The following is a 20367-nucleotide window of genomic DNA, read 5'->3' on the forward strand; positions in this document are numbered from 1 at the left end:
GTCCTCAAAGTGTTATTTAATATGCAGCGCTATTAAAAAAGAGCGTGATTACACTAGAGTGACAAAATAATTAAACATTTAATTAACAAGTTTACCCAACATGGTACTTTGTCATTACAGTTTTTCTAAATTATCCAAACACCAATTAGCACGTTTAAGAGTGGCTTGCTGAACAGATTCATCTTGCTTATACCAGTTGTTATAAATCATACCGATACGAGGGTTTTGTGATAGCTGCTGTTCATGTTCTAACATAAAATGCCAATATAGGCTGTTGAATGGGCAAGCATCCTCAGTGGTTTTTTCTTTAATGTTGTAGCTACAGTGTTTGCAATAATCACTCATTTTGTTGATGTAATTTCCACTGGCAGCATAAGGTTTAGTGGCAATTAATCCCCCGTCAGCAAATTGGCTCATTCCCCGAGTGTTGGGCATTTCTACCCATTCTATGGCATCGATATAAATACCTAAATACCATTCATCTACTTCACTAGGCTTAATAGCGGTTAATAAGCAAAAGTTACCCGTGATCATCAAACGTTGTATGTGGTGTGCATAAGCCGTTTGCAGGCTTTGTGTAATGGCATGGTGCATACAATTCATGTTTGTTTTGCCGTGCCAAAAATAGTCGGGTAGGGCACGCTTTGCATTTAAGGCATTTTTGCTGGCGTAATCAGGCATATTTTGCCAATAAATACCACGTACATACTCGCGCCAACCGAGAATTTGCCGAATAAAACCTTCAACTTGAGCAATATCAATAGGTTGCTTATCAAAGCTAGTTAACACTTGTTCGATGACCTGCATCGGGTGCAGCATTTTCGTATTAAGAGCAAACGATAAACGGCTGTGATACAAAGACCATTGGTACTGGGACTGGCATGTCATGGCATCTTGAAACTGACCAAAATGCACCAGTAAATGGTCGCAAAAAAAATCAAGTAACTGCTTTGCTTCAGCGCGCGTGGTTGGCCAAATTAAGGTATCGCTGCACTCACCAAAGGTATTTATTTTGTGCTTTTCTATCCGTTTAAGGATGTGGCTAACATCGTGACCGAAGCACAAAGGTTCGGGAATTTCTTTAAGATCGCTTGGTTTTAACTTGTTTCTATTTTGCTGATCAAAATTCCATTTGCCTCCACGAGGTTGGTTATCATCGTCCATTAAAATATTAAAACGTTTGCGCATAGCACGATAAAAAAACTCCATTTTTACCGGTTTATTTGGCTTAAAGTGCTGGTCAATATCGTTAAAAGGTAACAAGAAGTGTTCCGAATCAACTGCATTGACATTAAATTCGCTCTGCTGTGAAAAATCTGCAAGTTGCTTTTTAAGGCGGTATTCGTCTGGATATTGATACTCAATATTTTGGCATTGATACTGCTTCGCTAAGCGGGTGAGCAATTCAGGTAGCGTGGCATCATCTTCTGTATTATCAAGTGTTAAATGCAGGCAGTTCAAGTTGGCATTTTTGAGTGCTGTAGCAAAGTTTTCCATTGCAGCAAAAAAAGCGGTCACTTTTTGCAAATGATGCTTTACATAGTCTGTTTCTTGTTTCAATTCGGCAATCACGTACAGTGTGTCTGGTTGTGATTTATTTTTAAACCAGCTATGACTTGCATTAAGTTGATCGCCAAAGATAAATCTCAGGGTGGCATATTGCACTTCTAAAAACCTTAGTGGATCATAATTGAATTAACTACGAAACAAACTAGGAGATAGATCGATAAAGTTAGTGTATAAATAAGGTATAACTATGGAAGGCAAAAAATGAAATCTAACACTATTAATACTCATATTATTTGGGCTACATGTTTATTTATAAGCACTGCGGCGAGTGCATCAGTGTATCAGTGCGAAAAAAATGGTGTGGTTGAGTTTAGTCAGTTGCCATGTGGGGAAGATGCTAAATTAATAACAATAAAAGAGCAAAACCCTTTCCTATCCAATGCTGTACAAGGAAAAAGTACTGAGTCAGTATATTCTCAAACGACTGGTCAAGTTGATAGCTATATCAGGACCAAACAAATAGCAGCAGAAATAGCTGAGCATAATAATAAAATAGATACCTTTAAGCTTCGTATGAATAATGAAATTGCAGCATTAAATAATCAGTCCGATGCGCAGTTACAAAACTTAGTTGGTGCAAAAAAACAAGCCGCTATTGCAAAGCAAATGAGTGCTGTATCTGAGCGTTATGCTGTTCTTATTGACAATGAACAGCGAAGTATTGACAGACTAATCGCCGAAAATAACAGAATAAACAATAGTTTCAATGAACTATCAAATAACGATGAGGTTGATAGCTTTATTCGCAGCAAACAAATCATGCAACAAATCGCTGAGCATGAAAATAAGATCGATACTTATAACGAACAACTAAACCAACAGATTAGCTTACTAGAAAAGCAAGTTAGTCATAGACCAAATAACTTAGCTGACGCAAATAGTGATCAAGCTTTAGTTGATAAAATGAGTGCGTTGACAAGCCGCTTCAATACACTTATCTCTGTTGAGCAAAGGCAAATTGATAGACTTCGAAATGAACTGAGTCAATTGTGAGCTTTATAAACGAAGCGTCTTGTTTTAATAGAAACCACGGTAGAGTGTGAAAATAAGTAACTTTTCACAATATTAGAAAAAATACGAATAGCCAGCTCCCAAGCTTGTTGCTGATGGCTATTGTAAGTCTTGATAAAGAGTAGGCGAGTCTCAATAAAAGCCTCACAAAGAATATCAATATCTTTTGACGCTACGTTTAAAAAGCTCAGGTTATTCGCTAAATAATGAATAAACGGCGTGACTTGCTGTAAGTCATCAAGGTGACTTACTACTTTGTTGAGCGCACAGTAAAGAATATAGCTACGCTTAGTTATGCTGTCTTGCTCAGGCACTGTCATGGTTAACTGACGAGCATTAAGGCTGCGATGATATGCGCTTGTAAACTGATGAAAATCGGGTTTTAGCAATTCAATATCTTGTAGTAACAGTCTTTTTTGAAATGAAGATAGACTCATAGTAAATCGCTTAATAGTCAAGGCTATAGGTTATTCTTATTATATGACTAAATATAGACGAGAATTTTCAGTTATGGGAAATTTTATGACAAGGTTGTCATAAAATTTTTAGGCAAAAAATAGTCTAACTAATTCATATAGGAAGGTTGCTAATTGAGCGCTACATGCTTATAATAGCCGCCATTGAATTGAGGTGTTTAGCACTCGATTAAATGATATTAAGTTACTTTTAATATCTATTGGCGCGGGATGGAGCAGCCTGGTAGCTCGTCGGGCTCATAACCCGAAGGTCGTCGGTTCAAATCCGGCTCCCGCAACCAAATACATGCTAAGGCATTGTAAGTGTACTTAGTATGCACAGTAATTTTTACTGTATGAAGTCGCGCATTCTGGTAATGCGCGTTTTGCGTTTAGGCTATCTAGTTTAATTTAGTCAGGTGACTGACTCGCAACCAAGCTTGGCCCTAGGCCACACAGTTTTATGCTTTAGGTGTGACGCCCCGCTTGGTTCGGGGCGTTGTTGTATCTGCTTGGCGGTGATTTTAAATCATTATTAAACTCAGTATTTCAGGGCTATATGCCCTTTTTTTGTTTGTATGGAGGATTTTCGTGACAAAACTTGAGCAAGATTTAGTAGCCATGCTCTCACCGGCCGTTGAAATGTTAGGCTTTGAGTTACATGGTCTTGAGTTTGTGCAAGCTGGTCGCCACTCTACATTACGTGTTTATATCGATCACGATGCAGGGATTACGGTTGACAATTGTGCCGACGTTAGTCGTCAAGTTAGCGCAATTTTAGACGTCGAAGACCCAATTACAAATGAATATGATTTGGAAGTTTCGTCTCCTGGTGTTGATCGTCCATTATTCAAACAAGATCACTACGAGAAGGCGCAAGGAGAAGAAGTACGCGTGCGTACTAAGCTTCCGCAAGATGGTCGTCGTAACTTTAAAGGCGATTTAGTATCAGTTAGCAGTGATATGATCACACTTTCAGCAGATGGCACTGAGCATATGATTATGATCAGTAACATTGAACGTGCGAACATCATCGCAAAGTTTTAATTCGAGTGCGAAGGAATAGGGCAAGCGAGGCATAACCCATGGCAAAAGAAATATTATTGGTTGCTGAAGCCGTCTCCAATGAGAAAGCGGTTCCAAAAGAAAAGATTTTTGAAGCGTTAGAGTTCGCATTAGCGACTGCGACAAAGAAAAAACACGATGGCGAAATTGAAGTTCGCGTATCAATCGATCGTAAAACAGGTGATTACGACACATTCCGTCGTTGGAAGATTGCTGAAGTTCTTGAAGATGGTTCTTTAGAAAACCCTTACAGCGAAATCACACTTGAAGCGGCACAGGTTGAAGACGAAAGCCTACAATTAGGCGATTACGTTGAAGAACAAATTGAGTCAATCAAGTTTGACCGTATTACAACACAAATGGCTAAGCAGGTTATCGTACAAAAAGTACGTGAAGCTGAGCGTGCATTAGTGGTTGAAGAATACAAAGATCAACAAGGCGAATTAGTAACAGGTGTTGTTAAAAAAGCAACCCGTGATGCTATCGTACTTGACCTAGGTAACAATGCTGAAGCGGTTATCTACCGTGATGATATGTTACCGCGTGAAAACTTCCGCCCGGGTGACCGTATCCGTGGTCTTCTTTATGAAGTTAAGCCTGAAGCTCGTGGCGCGCAGTTATTTGTAACGCGTTCTAAGCCAGAAATGCTAATGGAACTTTTCCGCATTGAGGTGCCAGAGATTGGCGAAGAGATGATTGAACTACGTGCAGCTGCACGTGATCCAGGCTCTCGTGCAAAAATCGCGGTAAAATCTAACGACAAACGTATCGACCCAGTAGGTGCGTGTGTTGGTATGCGTGGTGCACGTGTACAAGCAGTTTCAACTGAGCTTGGTGGTGAGCGTGTTGATATCGTTCTTTACGATGACAACCCAGCGCAATTCGTTATCAATGCAATGGCGCCAGCAGAAGTTGCGTCAATCGTAATGGACGAAGATACACACTCAATGGATATCGCTGTTGAAGCCGATAACCTAGCACAAGCAATCGGTCGTAATGGTCAAAACGTTCGTCTTGCTAGCCAGTTAACTGGTTGGGAATTAAACGTAATGACCGTTGATGACATGCGTGCGAAGAACGAAGCTGAATCAGATAAGCTAATCAACTTATTCACTGAGTACCTAGATATCGATGATGAGTTTGCAACATTACTTATCAACGAAGGTTTCTCGACACTTGAAGAAGTGGCTTACGTACCAGCATCAGAATTCTTAGAAATTGACGGTTTAGATGAAGAAACAGTTGATATCTTACGTTCACGTGCAAAAGACGCATTAACAACGAAAGCGCTTAAAACTGAAGAAAGCTTAGAAGGTGCAGAACCTGCAGAAGACCTACTAGCACTTGAAGGTTTAGAGCGTCACCTTGCATTTGTTATGGCAAGTAAAGGTGTAGTAACACTTGAAGACTTAGCTGAGCAAGGCATTGATGAGTTAGTAGACATCACTGAACTTTCAGAAGAAGAAGCTGGCAAGCTAATTATGGCTGCGCGTAACATTTGTTGGTTCGCAGACGAGTAATTTATTAACGGAGGTATTACACACTATGGCAGAAGTAAATGTTGAAAAACTAGCCGGAGATATTGGTACAACTGTTGATAAATTACTACAGCAGCTAGAACAAGCCGGTATTTCTAAAAAAGCAGGTGATATGGTAACTGAGTCTGAAAAGTCGACGTTATTAGATCACTTGAGCAAGCAGCACGGCGGCACGGGCTCAGAAGGCCCAGCTCGCATGACTTTGCAACGTAAAAGCAAAAGTACGCTAAGCGTAACTGGCTCTACAGGTAAAGCGAAGTCTGTGCAAGTTGAAGTACGTAAAACACGTACTTACGTTAAGAAAAGCGCCATTGAGCAACAGCAAGAAGAAGAGCGTTTAGCTGCAGAAGAAGCTGCACGTAAAGCAGCAGAGCTTAAAGCCCAGCAAGAAGCTGAAGAGCTTAAAGCGAAACAAGAGGCAGAGCGCAAAGCGAAAGAAGAAGCTGAGCGTAAAGCCAAAGAAGAGGCTAAACGTAAAGCTGAAGCTGAGCGTAAAGCGAAACAGAAGCAGATGACCCCAGAGCAAAGTGCTAAGTCTGAACAAGATCGCGCCGAAGCTGAGCGTCTGCAAAAAGAAGCAGAAGAGGCCGCATTGAGAAAAGCTGAAGAAGAAGCGAAACGTCAAGCAGAAGAGGCAAGAAAGCTAGCTGAAGAAAATGAAGCTCGCTGGAAAAAGGAAGAAGAAGAGCGTAAGCAGCGTGAAGAAAACGCTGATCACCACCTTACGACTTCTACTTACGCACGTGAAGCAGAAGATGAATCTGATGCACGTGAAGAGCAAAGCGCTCGTCGTAAGAAAAAGAAAAAAGGACCTCAAAAAGAGAAACAGCCTACAGGTCCTAAAGGCAAGAAAGGTAAGCTGAAAGCACCAACGTCTTTACAACATGGTTTCCAAAAACCAACAGCAGACGTGAAAAACGAAGTTCGTATCAGTGAAACAATCACTGTTGCTGAGCTTGCATCACGTATGGCTGTTAAAGGTGCTGAAGTTGTTAAAACGATGATGAAGATGGGTGACATGGTTACCATCAACCAAGTGATCGACCAAGAAACAGCACAACTTGTAGCTGAAGAAATGGGTCACAAGGTTATTATCGTTAAAGAAAACGAATTAGAAGAGAAAGTACTAAGCGATCGTAGCGAAGAAGGTAAAGCAATTCCTCGTGCGCCGGTTGTAACGGTAATGGGTCACGTTGACCACGGTAAAACGTCAACACTTGACTACATTCGTTCAGCAAAAGTTGCTTCAGGTGAGGCAGGTGGTATTACACAGCACATTGGTGCATACCACGTTGAAACAAATGGTCACATGATCACGTTCTTAGATACTCCGGGCCACGCCGCGTTTACATCAATGCGTGCTCGTGGTGCTAAAGCAACGGATATCGTAATCCTAGTCGTTGCTGCGGATGATGGTGTAATGCCACAAACTAAAGAAGCGGTTCAGCACGCCCGTGCTGCAGGCGTTCCTTTAATCATCGCAGTAAACAAGATGGATAAAGAAGGCATCGACCCAGATCGCGTTAAGAACGAACTAGCACAATTAGACGTTATCCCAGAAGAGTGGGGTGGTGACACGCAATTCGTTCATATCTCAGCAAAAACAGGTTTAGGTATTGATGACCTACTTGAAGCAGTACTAATGCAAGCTGAAATCCTAGAGCTAACTGCACCAGCTGAAGGTATGGCTGCAGGTGTTGTAATTGAATCACGTCTTGATAAAGGCCGTGGTCCAGTTGCGTCAATCCTAGTTCAGTCTGGTACGCTTAACCAAGGTGATATCGTACTATGTGGTCTTGAATATGGCCGTGTACGTGCGATGAAAGATGAGAACGGTAAAGATATCAAGTCTGCGGGTCCGTCTATCCCAGTTGAGATTTTAGGTCTATCAGGTATCCCTGCTGCTGGTGATGAAGCAACAGTAGTTAAAGATGAGCGTAAAGCACGTGAAGTAGCACTTTACCGTCAAGGTAAGTTCCGTGAAGTGAAGCTTGCTCGTCAACAAAAAGCGAAGCTTGAAAACATGTTTACGAACATGGCTGAAGGCGATGTATCAGAAGTTAACATCGTTCTTAAAGCTGACGTACAAGGTTCAATTGAAGCAATCGCTGATTCATTAACTAAGCTTTCTACTGATGAAGTTAAAGTGAAGATTGTTGGTTCAGGTGTAGGTGGTATCACTGAAACTGATGCAACGCTTGCAGCGGCGTCAAACGCAATCGTTGTTGGCTTTAACGTACGTGCTGATGCATCAGCTCGTAAAGTAATTGAGTCAGAAAACCTAGACTTACGTTACTACAGCGTAATCTACAGCCTGATTGAAGAAGTTAAACAAGCGATGTCAGGTATGCTTGCACCAGAATTCAAGCAAGAGATCATTGGTCTTGCTGAAGTTCGTGACGTGTTCAAGTCACCGAAGATTGGTGCAATCGCAGGCTGTATGGTTACTGAAGGTATCGTTAAGCGTAGCGCGCCTATCCGTGTACTTCGTGATAACGTGGTTATCTATGAAGGTGAACTTGAGTCACTACGTCGCTTTAAAGATGACGTTCAAGAAGTACGTAACGGTATGGAATGTGGTATCGGCGTTAAGAACTACAACGATGTTAAAGTTGGCGACCAAATCGAGGTATTCGAGACGGTTGAAGTACAACGTTCACTTTAATTTCGTTTAAGTTATTGCTTTAAATGGGGGCCTAGCCCCCATTTGTGTATTCGTAATTAAATTAACTTATTCTTTAACATCAATAAGTTATTATTTTAGAGTGAAATGAAATGAGAGAATTTTCTCGCACTGATCGTGTTGCACAGCAAATTCAAAAAGAGATTGCTGTTATTCTTCAACGCGAAATCAAAGATCCACGCTTAGGCATGGTGACAGTGTCTGCGGTTGAGGTATCTCGCGACTTATCTTACGCAAAAGTATTTATCACAGTGTTTAATACTGATGATGAAGATAAAGCCAAGCAAAGCGCTAAAATCTTAAATGAAGCAACGGGTTATATTCGTTCTTTATTAGGTAAACGTATTCGTGCGCGCATCATGCCTGAGTTACGTTTTGTGATCGATAACTCGCTTATGGAAGGTATGCGTATTTCAAACTTGGTTGACTCAGTTATTCGTGAAGACAATGCCAAGCATGTAGACGAAGATGACAGCGAAGAAGGCACTAAAGACTAATGGCTAGACGCAGTAAAGGTCGTGCTATTGACGGCATCTTATTACTTAATAAGCCGCAAGGTATTTCATCAAACAAAGCATTGCAGCAAGCAAAGGGAATTTACTTTGCACAAAAAGCAGGCCACACCGGTGCGCTTGATCCGCTCGCGACGGGTATGCTGCCTATTTGTTTTGGTGAAGCGACTAAGTTTACACAGTTCTTGCTTGATACTGACAAAACCTATGTTGTACGCGCCAAGCTTGGTGAGCGAACCACGACCTCTGATTCAGATGGTGAAGTGGTTGAAACGCGTGACGTATCGGTCACCCGTGAACAATTAGCTGAGCAAATTGCCAGTTTCTTAGGTGAGTCGGATCAATACCCTTCGATGTACTCTGCGCTAAAATACCAAGGCCAGCCTTTGTATAAATATGCTCGCGAAGGTATCGAAGTGCCGCGTAAGTGTCGAAAAATTAATGTATTTAGTTTAACGCTTGATGAGTTTGATGAAGCTAATAACGAAGTACAAATGACGGCACACGTCTCTAAAGGCACTTATATTCGTACTATTGTTGACGACTTAGGTGAAAAGCTTGGCTGTGGTGCGCATGTCATCATGTTACATCGCAGTGCTGTTGGCCACTATCCAAGTGAAAAAATGGTTACTCTTGAGCAACTTGAAGAAAAGCTACAGCAGGCAAAAGCAGACGATGTTGCGCCTTCAAGCTACCTCGATGAGCTACTACTGCCAATGGATACTGCTTTGGTTGATTTACCTGTGATTGAGATCACTCAAGAGCAGGGAGTGGCATTTAGTCATGGTCAAACAGTGGTGATTGGTAAGCCTGTACCAGATGGTGTGGTAAAGGTAATGGCTGATGGGGTGTTCATTGGTACTGGTGAGCGTCATAAAGACGGCCACTTAAAATCAAAGCGCGGCTTATCAAATCAACTGCCTGAGTAAAGATTACCTTGTAGTTATGAGCAAAGCTGGGTAGAATACGCCCCGCTCAATCGTTTTGGCTGAATTAGTGATCGGCTAAAACACAATTTAAATTAATTTTTGGAGTTACTATGTCACTAAGCAATCAAGAAAAAGTTGAAATCATCGCTAAATTTGCACGCGCTGAAGGCGACACTGGTTCACCTGAAGTACAAGTTGCACTTCTAACTTTCGATATCAACAAGCTTCAAGGTCACTTTGCTAGCCACAAGCACGACTTCCACTCACGTCGTGGTCTTCTTCGCAAAGTAAGCCAACGCCGTAAACTGCTTGACTACCTTAAAGGTAAAGACATTGCACGTTACACTGCGTTAATCCAAGAGCTTGGCCTACGTCGCTAAGAACTAGATTACGAGAAAAGGGGCTATTTAGCCCCTTTTTTTGTGCGCGCATGAAAGGTATACTAGCGCACACCTAGGTAGTGGATACTGCTTAGATATCAAAAAACATCATTGCCAATTGTAGTACTTAATCGTGTTTTCATAAGCACAATTAAGTACTGTAATTGGTACTTTGATGGACTGTTTTTTACCAATTCGGAGCACAGCTCTGAGTTGCTTTTACATTTAAAGGACATTTTTAAGTGCAAGCAATTATTAAAGAATTTCAACTAGGTCAACACACTGTGACCCTAGAAACAGGTGCTATCGCTCGTCAAGCAGACGGCGCAGTACTAGCAAGCATTGGCGATACTTCAGTATTAGTTACTGTTGTTGGTAAGCGTGATGCACAACCAGGCCAAGACTTCTTCCCACTAACAGTTAACTACCAAGAGCGTATGTACGCTGCGGGTCGTATCCCTGGTGGTTTCCTTAAGCGTGAAGGTCGTCCTAACGATGGCGAAACACTTATCGCTCGTCTAATCGACCGTCCTATCCGTCCACTTTTCCCAGACGGTTTCGTAAACGAAGTACAAGTAATCGCGACAGTTGTTTCTGTTAACCCAGAAATCCAACCTGACATGGTTGCTATGATCGGTACTTCAGCAGCACTTGCTATCTCTGGTATTCCATTCAATGGTCCTATCGGTGCATCACGTGTTGGTTTCATCAACGGTGAATACGTACTTAACCCAACACTCGCTGAGCTTGAAGAAAGCCAATTAGACCTAGTTGTTGCTGGTACTGATAACGCAGTACTTATGGTTGAATCAGAAGCTGAAACACTATCTGAAGACGTAATGTTAGGTGCGGTTGTTTATGGTCATGAGCAATCTCAAGCTATCATCAACGCAATCAACGAGTTCAAAGCTGAAGCGGGTAAACCAGCTTGGGATTGGACTGCACCAGAGAAAAACGTAACACTTGCTGAGAAAATCTCTGCAATTGCTGCTGATAAAGTAGGTGAAGCATACCGCATTACTGACAAAGTAGCGCGTAAAGAAGCACTAGGTGCAGCGAAAGAAGAAGTGGTTGCTACATTAACAGCTGAACTTGCTGAAGGCGAAGAGCTAGATACGCAAGAAGTTGGTAAACTATTCGGTTCTTTAGAAAAAGAAATCGTTCGTGGCCGTATCATCGCTGGTGAAAAACGTATCGATGGTCGTGAACCAGATATGGTTCGTGCACTAGACGTAATGACGGGTGTTTTACCACGTACTCACGGTTCTGCAATCTTCACGCGTGGTGAGACGCAAGCACTTGTAACTGCAACGCTTGGTACTGAGCGTGATTCACAGTTAATCGACGACTTAACAGGTACTAACAAGCATCACTTCATGCTTCACTACAACTTCCCTCCGTTCTGCGTAGGTGAAACAGGTTTTGTAGGCTCTCCTAAGCGTCGTGAAATTGGTCACGGTAACCTAGCTAAGCGTGGTATCGCTGCGGTACTACCTACACTTACTGACTTCCCATACTCAATCCGTGTTGTTTCAGAAATCACTGAATCAAACGGTTCATCGTCTATGGCATCAGTATGTGGTACATCACTAGCACTTATGAATGCAGGTGTACCAATCAAAGCATCTGTTGCTGGTATCGCGATGGGTCTAGTTAAAGAAGGCGACGATTTCGTTGTTCTTTCAGATATCTTAGGTGATGAAGATCACTTAGGTGACATGGACTTTAAAGTAGCGGGTACTTCAAACGGTATCACTGCACTACAAATGGATATCAAGATCGAAGGTATCACTAAAGAAATCATGCAAATCGCCCTTAAACAAGCGAAAGCAGCACGTCTACACATCTTAGGTGTTATGGACGAAGCGATTGCAGCACCTTCTGAAGAGTTATCTCAATTCGCACCACGCATCTACACTATGCAAATCCCTGCGAAGAAAATTGCTGAAGTTATCGGTAAGGGTGGCGCAACTATCCGTCAACTTACTGAAGAAACGGGCACAACGATTGAAATCGAAGATGACGGTACAATCAAGATCGCTGCAACTGACGGCATCAGCGCAAACGATGCAATCAAGCGTATCGAGCAATTAACTGCTGAACTAGAAGTAGGTACTATCTACACTGGTAAAGTTGTACGTATCGTTGATTTTGGTGCGTTCGTTAATATCCTTCCGGGTAAAGACGGTCTAGTGCACATTTCACAAATCAGCACAGAGCGTGTTAACAACGTAACTGACCACCTAAGTGAAGGCCAAGAAGTTAAAGTTAAAGTTCTTGAAGTAGATCGTCAAGGTCGTGTACGTCTAAGCATCAAAGAAGCTATGGAACCAGCTGCTGAAGAAAAAGCAGAAGAGTCTAAAGACGCTTAATGATGATTGAATAACCAGTTATTTGCTGGATATAAGAAAAAGGGGCTGTTTAGCCCCTTTTTTTATGCTTTAATGAAACCTATCCGCTTCGCCTTTGTCTACAGAGAATTCAGGTATTAAGGAATTTAATGATTTTTAAACACTTAGCATTGACCGCTGTGGCTATTTTTTCTTTAAGTGCATGTCAAACAACTTCACAACCTGAGTCAGTCCCTATTGTTAATGTGCCTTTTACCGCACCATTAGCGCCTGATTTTCGTAACGAAATTACGATTGCTCGCTATTCTGAATTACTAAACCGTGCTGATTTAAGTGCAGAGCAACAAGCCAAACTTTATTATGATCGCGGTGTATTATTTGACAGCTTAGGTATGTCGACCTTGGCGCGTATTGACTTTAACCGTGCGATTAAGCTCAAACCAGACCTAGCTGAGGTGTATAACTTCTTAGGTATTCACCACACACTAATGCAGCAGTATGAACAAGCTTATGAGTTCTTTGATTCGGCACTTGAGCTTAACGAGCAACACGAGTATGCCTATTTAAATCGTGGTATTGCCCTTTACTATGGTGATCGTCCATCACTTGCACAAGATGATTTACAGCAGTTTTTAAATCGTTCGCCAAGCGATCCTTATCGTGTGCTATGGCTTTATTTAGCTCAATCAGAAGCTGATAAAGCGCAGGCCTTAGTTGATTTAAAAGCTAACTCGCAGGGTGTTGATGAGTCTCAATGGGGTTACCAACTATTAGCACTTTATTTAGGTGACATTAGTGAGTTTGAGTTTTTATCTGGCATTATTGAAGGGGTGACTTCAGAGCAAGAGTATGCGCACCGCTTATGCGAAGCTTATTTCTACCTAGCGAAGATGCATCAAGCGGCGGGTGATAACTATCTTGCTACCGATTACTTTAGACTTGCCCTTGCCACCAATGTGCATGAGTTTGTTGAATACAAATATGCCCGTTTAGAGCTTGAGTTAATGGCTGGTGAAAACGCAAGCTAAGGTTTCTTTTACTGTTATTCTATTACTGAGCTTGGGTTTTGTTTCAAGCTCAGTATCTCGTTTTATTCCTGCTTACGCTTTTTACGCAAATACTACTCCTTCACAAGCAACAGCTATCTATTATTTGGCACCCAGTGCCATTAATTTGCAGCATTTAGTGCTGAGTAACTCACAGCTTCGCCAGTTAGCTACGTTTAATGATAGTAATGCTGCGTATCAGCTTGCGCTCAGATTTTTGCAGCAACATGATTACACCGCAGCAAAATTATGGTGGCAGCCTTACTTTGCTAAATTCAATTCAGCGCAGCAACAAACCTTAGCGGAGCAGCTAGTTAGAGCAAACCAGTGGCTCGATATAAGTTACCTAGGTAAAGCTGGCAAGTTACCTGACGGAGATGCTAAGCAAGCTTGGCTGTTGCAACAACAAATGCCGCTAGCTCAAATTTCCCCAGCTTATGCGCAGCAACAGCAATTCGCTTTATCAACAGCGACTTTACAAGCAAGTAGTCAGTGCCAATTTAATGTTTTAATGCTGACAGATCATTACAAAGGTATTGATACTTTAAAGCAGTATAAGCAGCAATATAGTAAAGCGCCTGAGCCTGCAAAAGGCAGCTTTTGTTTTACTGAGGTTGTTTATGTTGCCGATAAGTTTAGCTGTGATGGCAACGATGGGGCGCTTGAATGTAACTGGCAAAATGCGGCTGAGTATTCATGGCCTGAAGGTTTTGACTTTATTGTGATGATGTCAAAACAAGGGGCTGCTAATGTTCGCGGTGGCATTATGCATATAAACTCATCGCAATCCTACGCGGTATTTCTTCATGAGCTAATGCATTTTAATGGTTTTGAAGATGAATATGTTTTAGCAGAGCAAAAACAACAGTGGCTTTGTAAGCAACAGGGGCTAGTTGCGCCAAATCTATTTATTGCAAATGAGGTTCCCCCACCAAAAGGGTGGCAAAAAAGTATCGCTTGTAGCAACAAAAAAGCCTATAAACCAAGCCCTAATTGGTCGATTATGCAGTACCAAACTATGAGCCTGTCTGAGCAATACCGTGAGCTTTGGCAAAAACAAATTAACCAGCCCTTAACAAAGCCGATTCGGTTTTCTGAATATTTTGCCTTTTTAGGCTTAAAGCCAGTGTTTACAACAGCTTCCAAAGAGCATAAATTTTCTGACTAATCGTCTATTTATTGCTATTTTAGTATGCAAAGTGGTTAAATGTTGTGCGAATAGGTGTGTCTCCTATAGACAAAATAGCACCTGATCAGTATAACTATACGCATTGTAAGCTTTTTTTAAGCCAACTTTTAACCATCCAAATGAACAGTACGCAACTAATTAAAACTAGAGCGGTATTGATATTCTTATGACACTAAAAGGCTCCTAATTATGACTTTGCTCTGGATACCCCTGTTATCCTTAATCGGCAGTGTTATTTCATCCTGCACTTCAAAACTAACACGTAACCAAAGCACTGCTTTGACCATGTTAGCGCCTTTGATTGCCCTTGGAATTGTATTTTCGTATACCCCTGCAGTCTTTTCTGGCGAAACAATTCGCTACACTGCTGAGTGGATCCCTCTTTTAAACATGCAAGTCTCGTTTCGACTTGATGGTTTAACGTTACTCTTTTTATATATGATCTTGGGTATCGGTACCCTGGTGATTTTTTATGCGCGTTATTACTTGAGTAGTAGCGACTCAATGCCAAAGCTATACTGCTATTTAATGCTATTTATGACCGCAATGGTCGGCATCGTGATGTCGAATAATGTGATCCAGCTGTGGTTTTTCTGGGAGCTCACCAGTATTAGCTCGTTCTTATTGATTAGTTATTGGTGGCATAAGTCAGAAGCTCGCAAAGGCGCACGCATGGCACTTGCTATTACCGGTGCCGGTGGTCTTGCGTTACTAGCAGGTTTATTACTGATTGGTGATATTGTTGGTAGCTATAATCTTGATGTTATCTTAGCAAGCAAAGCACTTATTCAATCTCATGCACTTTATGAAGCTGCGTTGGTATTAGTGCTTTTAGGTGCATTTACTAAATCTGCACAATTTCCATTTCATTTTTGGTTACCACATGCGATGGCGGCACCGACACCAGTCAGTGCCTACTTGCACTCTGCAACCATGGTTAAAGCAGGTATCTTTTTATTAGCGCGTTTTTATCCAGCGCTATCAGGCACTGATACTTGGTTTATCTTAGTGGCAATGACGGGTCTGGCGACTTTATTGGTTGGCGCTTACATCGCGTTATTTAAGCATGATTTAAAAGGCTTGCTGGCTTATTCAACAATCAGCCATCTAGGTTTAATTACATTACTCTTAGGCTTAGATACTGAGCTTGCTACAGTGGCTGCTATCTTCCACATCATTAACCACGCAACCTTTAAAGCGTCGTTATTTATGGCAACGGGTATCATTGACCATGAAACTGGCACCCGTGATATGCGTAAACTTAATGGTATGTGGCGATTTATGCCGTATACCGCCACACTTGCTATGGTGGCAGCGGCAGCCATGGCGGGCGTGCCACTGTTAAATGGTTTCTTGTCGAAAGAAATGTTCTTTGCCGAAACTCTACATCAACAAGTGCTTGGCTCTATGTCGTGGTTAATACCAGTGTTAGCGACGATTGCTGGTGCACTCTCTGTTGCGTATTCAGCACGCTTTATTCACGACGTGTTTTTCAATGGCGACCCAATCGATTTGCCAAAACAGCCTCATGAGCCACCGCGTTATATGCGTGTACCAATCGAAATTTTGGTTGTGCTATGTTTACTCGTTGGTATGTTCCCGCACTTTGCAGTAAGCGATATTTTAGCTGCGGCGTCTTATGCTGTGCTTGGTGATGCAGCCCCTGATTATAAGCTATCAGTATGGCATGGCTTTAACTTACCACTGTTGATGAGCTTTATTGCAACAAGCGTGGGTGTGATGATTTATGTGCAGCGTAAGCATCTGTTCCATTTCCAAGCTTCATTGCCAACTTTGAATGCTAAGAAAGGCTTTGAGCGTGGCTTATATAGCTTAATTAAGTGGTCACAAGAAAAGATTAAACGTATCGAAAATGGCTCGTTACAGCGCTATGCCTTTGTAATGATTGCGGTGGTGCTCATGTGTGCGGGCTGGCCTTTATTTGAAATGCGCCTGTTAGCAGGAGCAAGTGAGTTAACGCCAATTGATTTCCATAATGCTATTGGTGCCGGCTTACTAATAATTGGTGCGCTGGCAACGGTTATTTGGCACCGCTCACGAATGATATCTTTGATTATGATTTCAATCGTAGGCCTGATGGTGTCTGTTGCATTTACTCGATTCTCTGCGCCAGATTTAGCGCTAACCCAGTTAACGGTTGAAGTTGTCACCGTAATGCTACTGATGCTTGCACTGTTCTTTTTACCACAGCGTACTCCGAAAGAATCAAGCTCACTGCGTATTCTGCGAGACTTGGGTATCTCATCGGCAATTGGTGTAGTCGTGGCGAGTATTTGTTATGCACTGCTGACAAGACCTCTTGAGTCAATTTCTGACTTCTTTGTTGCTAATGCAAAAACTGGCGGTGGTGGTACTAACGTTGTAAACGTTATCCTCGTTGACTTTAGGGGTTTTGATACCCTAGGTGAGATTACCGTATTGGGTATTGCTGCGTTAGGTATTTATAAGCTTCTTATTAACTTGCCGCTGTTTATGCCAGCAAGTGATAGTGAAGGGCGCCCATGGGCAAGAGAGCGTTACCCAATTCTACTGTCGAGTATTTCACAAAGCTTGTTACCACTTGCATTACTTGTGTCTGCGTATATTTTCTTACGTGGTCATAACTTACCAGGTGGAGGCTTTATTGCCGGACTGGTTACCGCGATTGCATTTATTTTGCAATATATGGCTAATGGTTCGCATTGGATTGCAGACAGATTTGACGTGAATTATCGTAAGATTATTGCGTCAGGTATTGCTATTGCATTATTTACAGGTATTGGAAGTTGGTTCTTTGAACGTCCATTCCTAACAACCTGGTTTGATTATTTTGATATTCCGCTAGTCGGCAAGACAGAACTTGCTAGTGCTATCGTATTTGATTTAGGTGTGTATTTAACTGTTGTAGGTGCAACGCTGATGATTTTAGCAAGTTTAGGTAAATTAACTGCTGATACACCCAAGCAAGAGGTAAATATTTAATGGAAGTATTGTACGCATCATGCGTCGGCGTGCTGGTTGCATGCGGAATTTACTTAATATTGCGGGCTCGTACCTTCCCAGTGGTACTCGGCCTTACTATGTTGTCGTATGCAGTTAACCTGTTTTTATTCTCTTCAGGTCGTTTAACTATTAACAAAGCCGCTGTACTTGGTACAGGTAGTGAGTATGCCGATCCACTCCCTCAAGCATTGGTTTTAACCGCCATTGTAATTGGCTTTGCGATGACCGCTTTTGTGGTTATTTTAGCGATTCGTGGCCGTGCTGACTTGGGTAATGACCATGTTGATGGCCATCTTGTTAAATCATCGAAGGAGCAAAAATGATTCAGCATTTAGCTTCTTTACCGATTTTAATTCCGATGTTGGCAGGCGTTATTTTACTCATGCCGCCATGTGGAAAAAACTTACATATCCGCCGTGTTTCGTCGGTTATTTTGTCGATTGTTACACTCTTGGTCAGTGCTTATTTATTATTTCACGTAAATAGTACTGCACCGCTTGTTTACGCAATTGGTGATTGGTCTGCACCATTTGGTATTGTGCTGGTTGCCGATAGGCTAGCAATGCTACTAGTGCTACTTACCAGTTTCCTTGGTGCGGTCGTAGTGCTTTATAGCTGTGCAGGTGATGATAAAAAAGGGAGCTTTTTCCATCCGTTAGTGCACTTTTTAGTGTTAGGTGTAAATGGTGCCTTTTTAACGGGCGATGTATTTAACCTGTTCGTATTTTTTGAAGTGCTGTTGATTGCTTCGTATTCATTATTGATGCATGCCGGCAATAAACATAGCACCCGAGCTGCACTGCAATACGTCATTTTAAACCTGATTGGTTCAAGCGTATTCTTAATTGCGCTGGGTGTACTTTATGGTGTGCTAGGCACATTGAACATTGCTGATTTAGCGCAAAAAGTACCACAGCTGACGGGTGATGATGTTTACCTTGCTAAAATTGGTGGCTTGCTGTTAATCGTGGTATTTGCGTTAAAAGGCGCGTTATTACCGTTACATTTATGGCTACCGAATACCTACGCCAGTGCAATGCCATTAGTTGCTGCATTATTCGCGATTATGACCAAGGTCGGTGTGTATGCCATGTTGCGCGTGTATACCGTAATATTTGGTGATAATGCTGGTGAGCTTGCTCATATGGCACAGCCTTGGTTATGGGGCTTAGCACTAGCGACCATCGTAATGGGTGGTATTGGTGTATTAGCGAGTCAAGATTTTAGAAAGCTTATTGCGAATCTGGTGGTTGTATCTGTCGGTACTTTAGTGGCATTGGTTGCGATTCAAAATGTTGCTGCAACCGCGGCATTACTTTACTACTTAGTGCATTCAACCATTATTTGCGCTGCACTATTCTTAATTGCGGATTTAATTGCTCAGCAACGTGGTAAAGTTGCCGACCGGTTAGTCGCAGGGCGCGCCGTTGCACAGCCATATTTACTTGGTACTTGTTTTGTAGTGGCTGCGCTTGCTGTTGTGGGTATGCCACCGTTATCTGGCTTTGTCGGCAAAGTATGGATTTTAAAGAGCACGCTAGATAGCGAAAAAGCCATGTTGTTTTGGCCAATCTACCTAGTGTCTAGTTTAGCGTTATTAGTGGCGGTTTCACGAGCTGGTACTAGCTTATTTTGGGATCACACCCATAAAGACAGTGAAGCAATTGAAGGCACTAAAGCACACCCTGTTAAAGTGATAGCTGTAGTTGCATTACTTACGTGTTCACCTTTAATGGTTGTGTTTGCAGGACCTATTTCAGACTATATGTTAGCAACATCAGAGCAGTTGTTTGATATCAACACTAGCATCAACGCTGTATTACAAGGAGGCCAATAATGCGTTTAGAAGCTCGCTTTCGTTGGTTGCCAACACCATTTCGCAGTGTTTTATTATTCATTGTATGGCTGTTGTTAAATAACAGTGTGTCGCCAGGACACCTGTTTTTAGCTGCATTTTTTGCCATTACTATTCCGTGGATCACATTCCCATTTCGTGATCCTCAGCCGCTTATTGTTAGGCCAGGTCTTGCGTTTAGGCACTTATTGTTAGTGCTGTACGATATTGTGACTGCTAACTTACAAGTAGCCCTGTTGATCCTTGGGCCAACGAAAAAGTTACGCCCAGGTTTTATCAAAGTACCGTTGGATTTAAGCCATGAAATGCCAATCACTATTTTGGCCAGCACAGTATCTTTAACACCAGGTACAGTGAGTGCAGAGGTTTATCCTATTCCTGAATCACTCGAAGAGGGCGAAGAAATTCAGCAGCGCTACTTATTGATTCATGTACTCGATTTAGCTGATGAACAAGCGTTAATTAATACTATTAAGCAGCGCTACGAAGCACCGCTTAAGGAGATTTTTCGATGCTAGATACCGTTTTTCTAATTGTTTTTGCAATGATAGCCATATCTTTATTGTTAAACCTATGGCGTTTAATTGTTGGGCCGTCGGTACCTGATCGTATATTGGCTTTAGATACTATGTTCATAAATACCATTGCTTTAATTATTCTTTATGGCATGAGCATGGGCACCGATTTATATTTTGAAGCCGCATTATTAATCGCCATGCTTGGCTTTGTGAGCACTGTAGCTGTATGTAAATACCTGCTGCGTGGCGATATTATTGAATAA

The 20367-nt window shown here is 42.0% G+C and carries 17 protein-coding genes and 1 tRNA gene; 16 read left to right on the forward strand and 2 right to left on the reverse strand.

Annotated elements, in window-relative coordinates; all coding sequences use genetic code 11:
* Positions 1-114: 114 nt before the first annotated feature.
* Entirely contained in the window at positions 115-1665 is a 1551-nt protein-coding gene (locus NO991_RS12855; protein ID WP_138598990.1) for a cryptochrome/photolyase family protein, read from the reverse strand.
* 105 nt (positions 1666-1770) lie between these two features.
* On the opposite strand from NO991_RS12855, the gene NO991_RS12860 reads away from it, so the two are divergent.
* Positions 1771-2562 carry a DUF4124 domain-containing protein gene (locus NO991_RS12860; RefSeq protein ID WP_199529210.1) on the forward strand — a complete coding sequence of 264 codons (792 nt, stop codon included), beginning with the start codon at positions 1771-1773 and terminating at the stop codon, positions 2560-2562.
* Here the strand turns inward: NO991_RS12860 and NO991_RS12865 are convergent.
* Positions 2553-3017, reverse strand: a complete 465-nt coding sequence (locus tag NO991_RS12865; protein ID WP_138598988.1) for a globin — start codon at positions 3015-3017, stop codon at positions 2553-2555. The genes NO991_RS12860 and NO991_RS12865 overlap by 10 nt on opposite strands.
* A 243-nt stretch (positions 3018-3260) precedes the next feature.
* On the opposite strand from NO991_RS12865, the gene NO991_RS12870 reads away from it, so the two are divergent.
* The 15 genes from NO991_RS12870 to NO991_RS12940 all read left to right on the forward strand — a co-directional run bounded on the left by NO991_RS12870 (position 3261) and on the right by NO991_RS12940 (position 20367).
* Positions 3261-3337: transfer RNA gene (locus NO991_RS12870), tRNA-Met, on the forward strand.
* 289 nt (positions 3338-3626) lie between these two features.
* Positions 3627-4082 (forward strand): ribosome maturation factor RimP, encoded by a 456-nt coding sequence (gene rimP / locus NO991_RS12875; protein WP_054553177.1) that lies wholly within the window; start codon positions 3627-3629, stop codon positions 4080-4082.
* A 38-nt stretch (positions 4083-4120) separates the two neighbouring features.
* Positions 4121-5620, forward strand: a complete 1500-nt coding sequence (gene nusA / locus NO991_RS12880; RefSeq protein ID WP_054553176.1) for a transcription termination factor NusA — start codon at positions 4121-4123, stop codon at positions 5618-5620.
* A gap of 25 nt (positions 5621-5645) precedes the next feature.
* On the forward strand, positions 5646-8303 hold the full coding sequence (gene infB, locus NO991_RS12885; RefSeq protein ID WP_054553175.1) for a translation initiation factor IF-2: 2658 nt from the start codon (positions 5646-5648) through the stop codon (positions 8301-8303).
* A gap of 110 nt (positions 8304-8413) precedes the next feature.
* Positions 8414-8818, forward strand: coding sequence for a 30S ribosome-binding factor RbfA (rbfA, locus tag NO991_RS12890; protein ID WP_054553174.1), 405 nt, complete (start codon positions 8414-8416; stop codon positions 8816-8818).
* Positions 8818-9762: a tRNA pseudouridine(55) synthase TruB gene (gene truB / locus NO991_RS12895; RefSeq protein ID WP_054553173.1), complete on the forward strand. Its 945-nt coding sequence runs from the start codon at positions 8818-8820 to the stop codon at positions 9760-9762. Before rbfA ends, truB begins: the two co-directional genes overlap by 1 nt.
* 110 nt (positions 9763-9872) lie before the next feature.
* Positions 9873-10142: a 30S ribosomal protein S15 gene (rpsO, locus tag NO991_RS12900; protein ID WP_054553172.1), complete on the forward strand. Its 270-nt coding sequence runs from the start codon at positions 9873-9875 to the stop codon at positions 10140-10142.
* Between the two features lie 242 nt (positions 10143-10384).
* Positions 10385-12514 (forward strand): polyribonucleotide nucleotidyltransferase, encoded by a 2130-nt coding sequence (gene pnp, locus NO991_RS12905; protein ID WP_054562096.1) that lies wholly within the window; start codon positions 10385-10387, stop codon positions 12512-12514.
* A 128-nt stretch (positions 12515-12642) separates the two neighbouring features.
* Positions 12643-13521: a lipoprotein NlpI gene (gene nlpI / locus NO991_RS12910; protein ID WP_371352101.1), complete on the forward strand. Its 879-nt coding sequence runs from the start codon at positions 12643-12645 to the stop codon at positions 13519-13521.
* Positions 13505-14707 carry a hypothetical protein gene (locus tag NO991_RS12915; protein ID WP_371352102.1) on the forward strand — a complete coding sequence of 401 codons (1203 nt, stop codon included), beginning with the start codon at positions 13505-13507 and terminating at the stop codon, positions 14705-14707. The genes nlpI and NO991_RS12915 overlap by 17 nt, the downstream gene beginning before the upstream one ends.
* A 210-nt stretch (positions 14708-14917) precedes the next feature.
* A complete protein-coding gene (locus NO991_RS12920) occupies positions 14918-17710 on the forward strand; it encodes a monovalent cation/H+ antiporter subunit A (protein WP_371352104.1) in 2793 nt (930 codons plus the stop codon).
* Positions 17710-18054 (forward strand): Na+/H+ antiporter subunit C, encoded by a 345-nt coding sequence (locus tag NO991_RS12925; protein WP_054553167.1) that lies wholly within the window; start codon positions 17710-17712, stop codon positions 18052-18054. Before NO991_RS12920 ends, NO991_RS12925 begins: the two co-directional genes overlap by 1 nt.
* Positions 18051-19568, forward strand: a complete 1518-nt coding sequence (locus NO991_RS12930) for a monovalent cation/H+ antiporter subunit D (RefSeq protein ID WP_371352105.1) — start codon at positions 18051-18053, stop codon at positions 19566-19568. Before NO991_RS12925 ends, NO991_RS12930 begins: the two co-directional genes overlap by 4 nt.
* Entirely contained in the window at positions 19568-20104 is a 537-nt protein-coding gene (locus tag NO991_RS12935; protein WP_054553165.1) for a Na+/H+ antiporter subunit E, read from the forward strand. The genes NO991_RS12930 and NO991_RS12935 overlap by 1 nt, the downstream gene beginning before the upstream one ends.
* Positions 20098-20367 (forward strand): K+/H+ antiporter subunit F, encoded by a 270-nt coding sequence (locus tag NO991_RS12940; protein WP_054553164.1) that lies wholly within the window; start codon positions 20098-20100, stop codon positions 20365-20367. The genes NO991_RS12935 and NO991_RS12940 overlap by 7 nt, the downstream gene beginning before the upstream one ends.

It is taken from the genome of Pseudoalteromonas sp. DY56-GL22 (genome assembly GCF_041414715.1).
GTDB lineage: Bacteria > Pseudomonadota > Gammaproteobacteria > Enterobacterales > Alteromonadaceae > Pseudoalteromonas > Pseudoalteromonas simplex.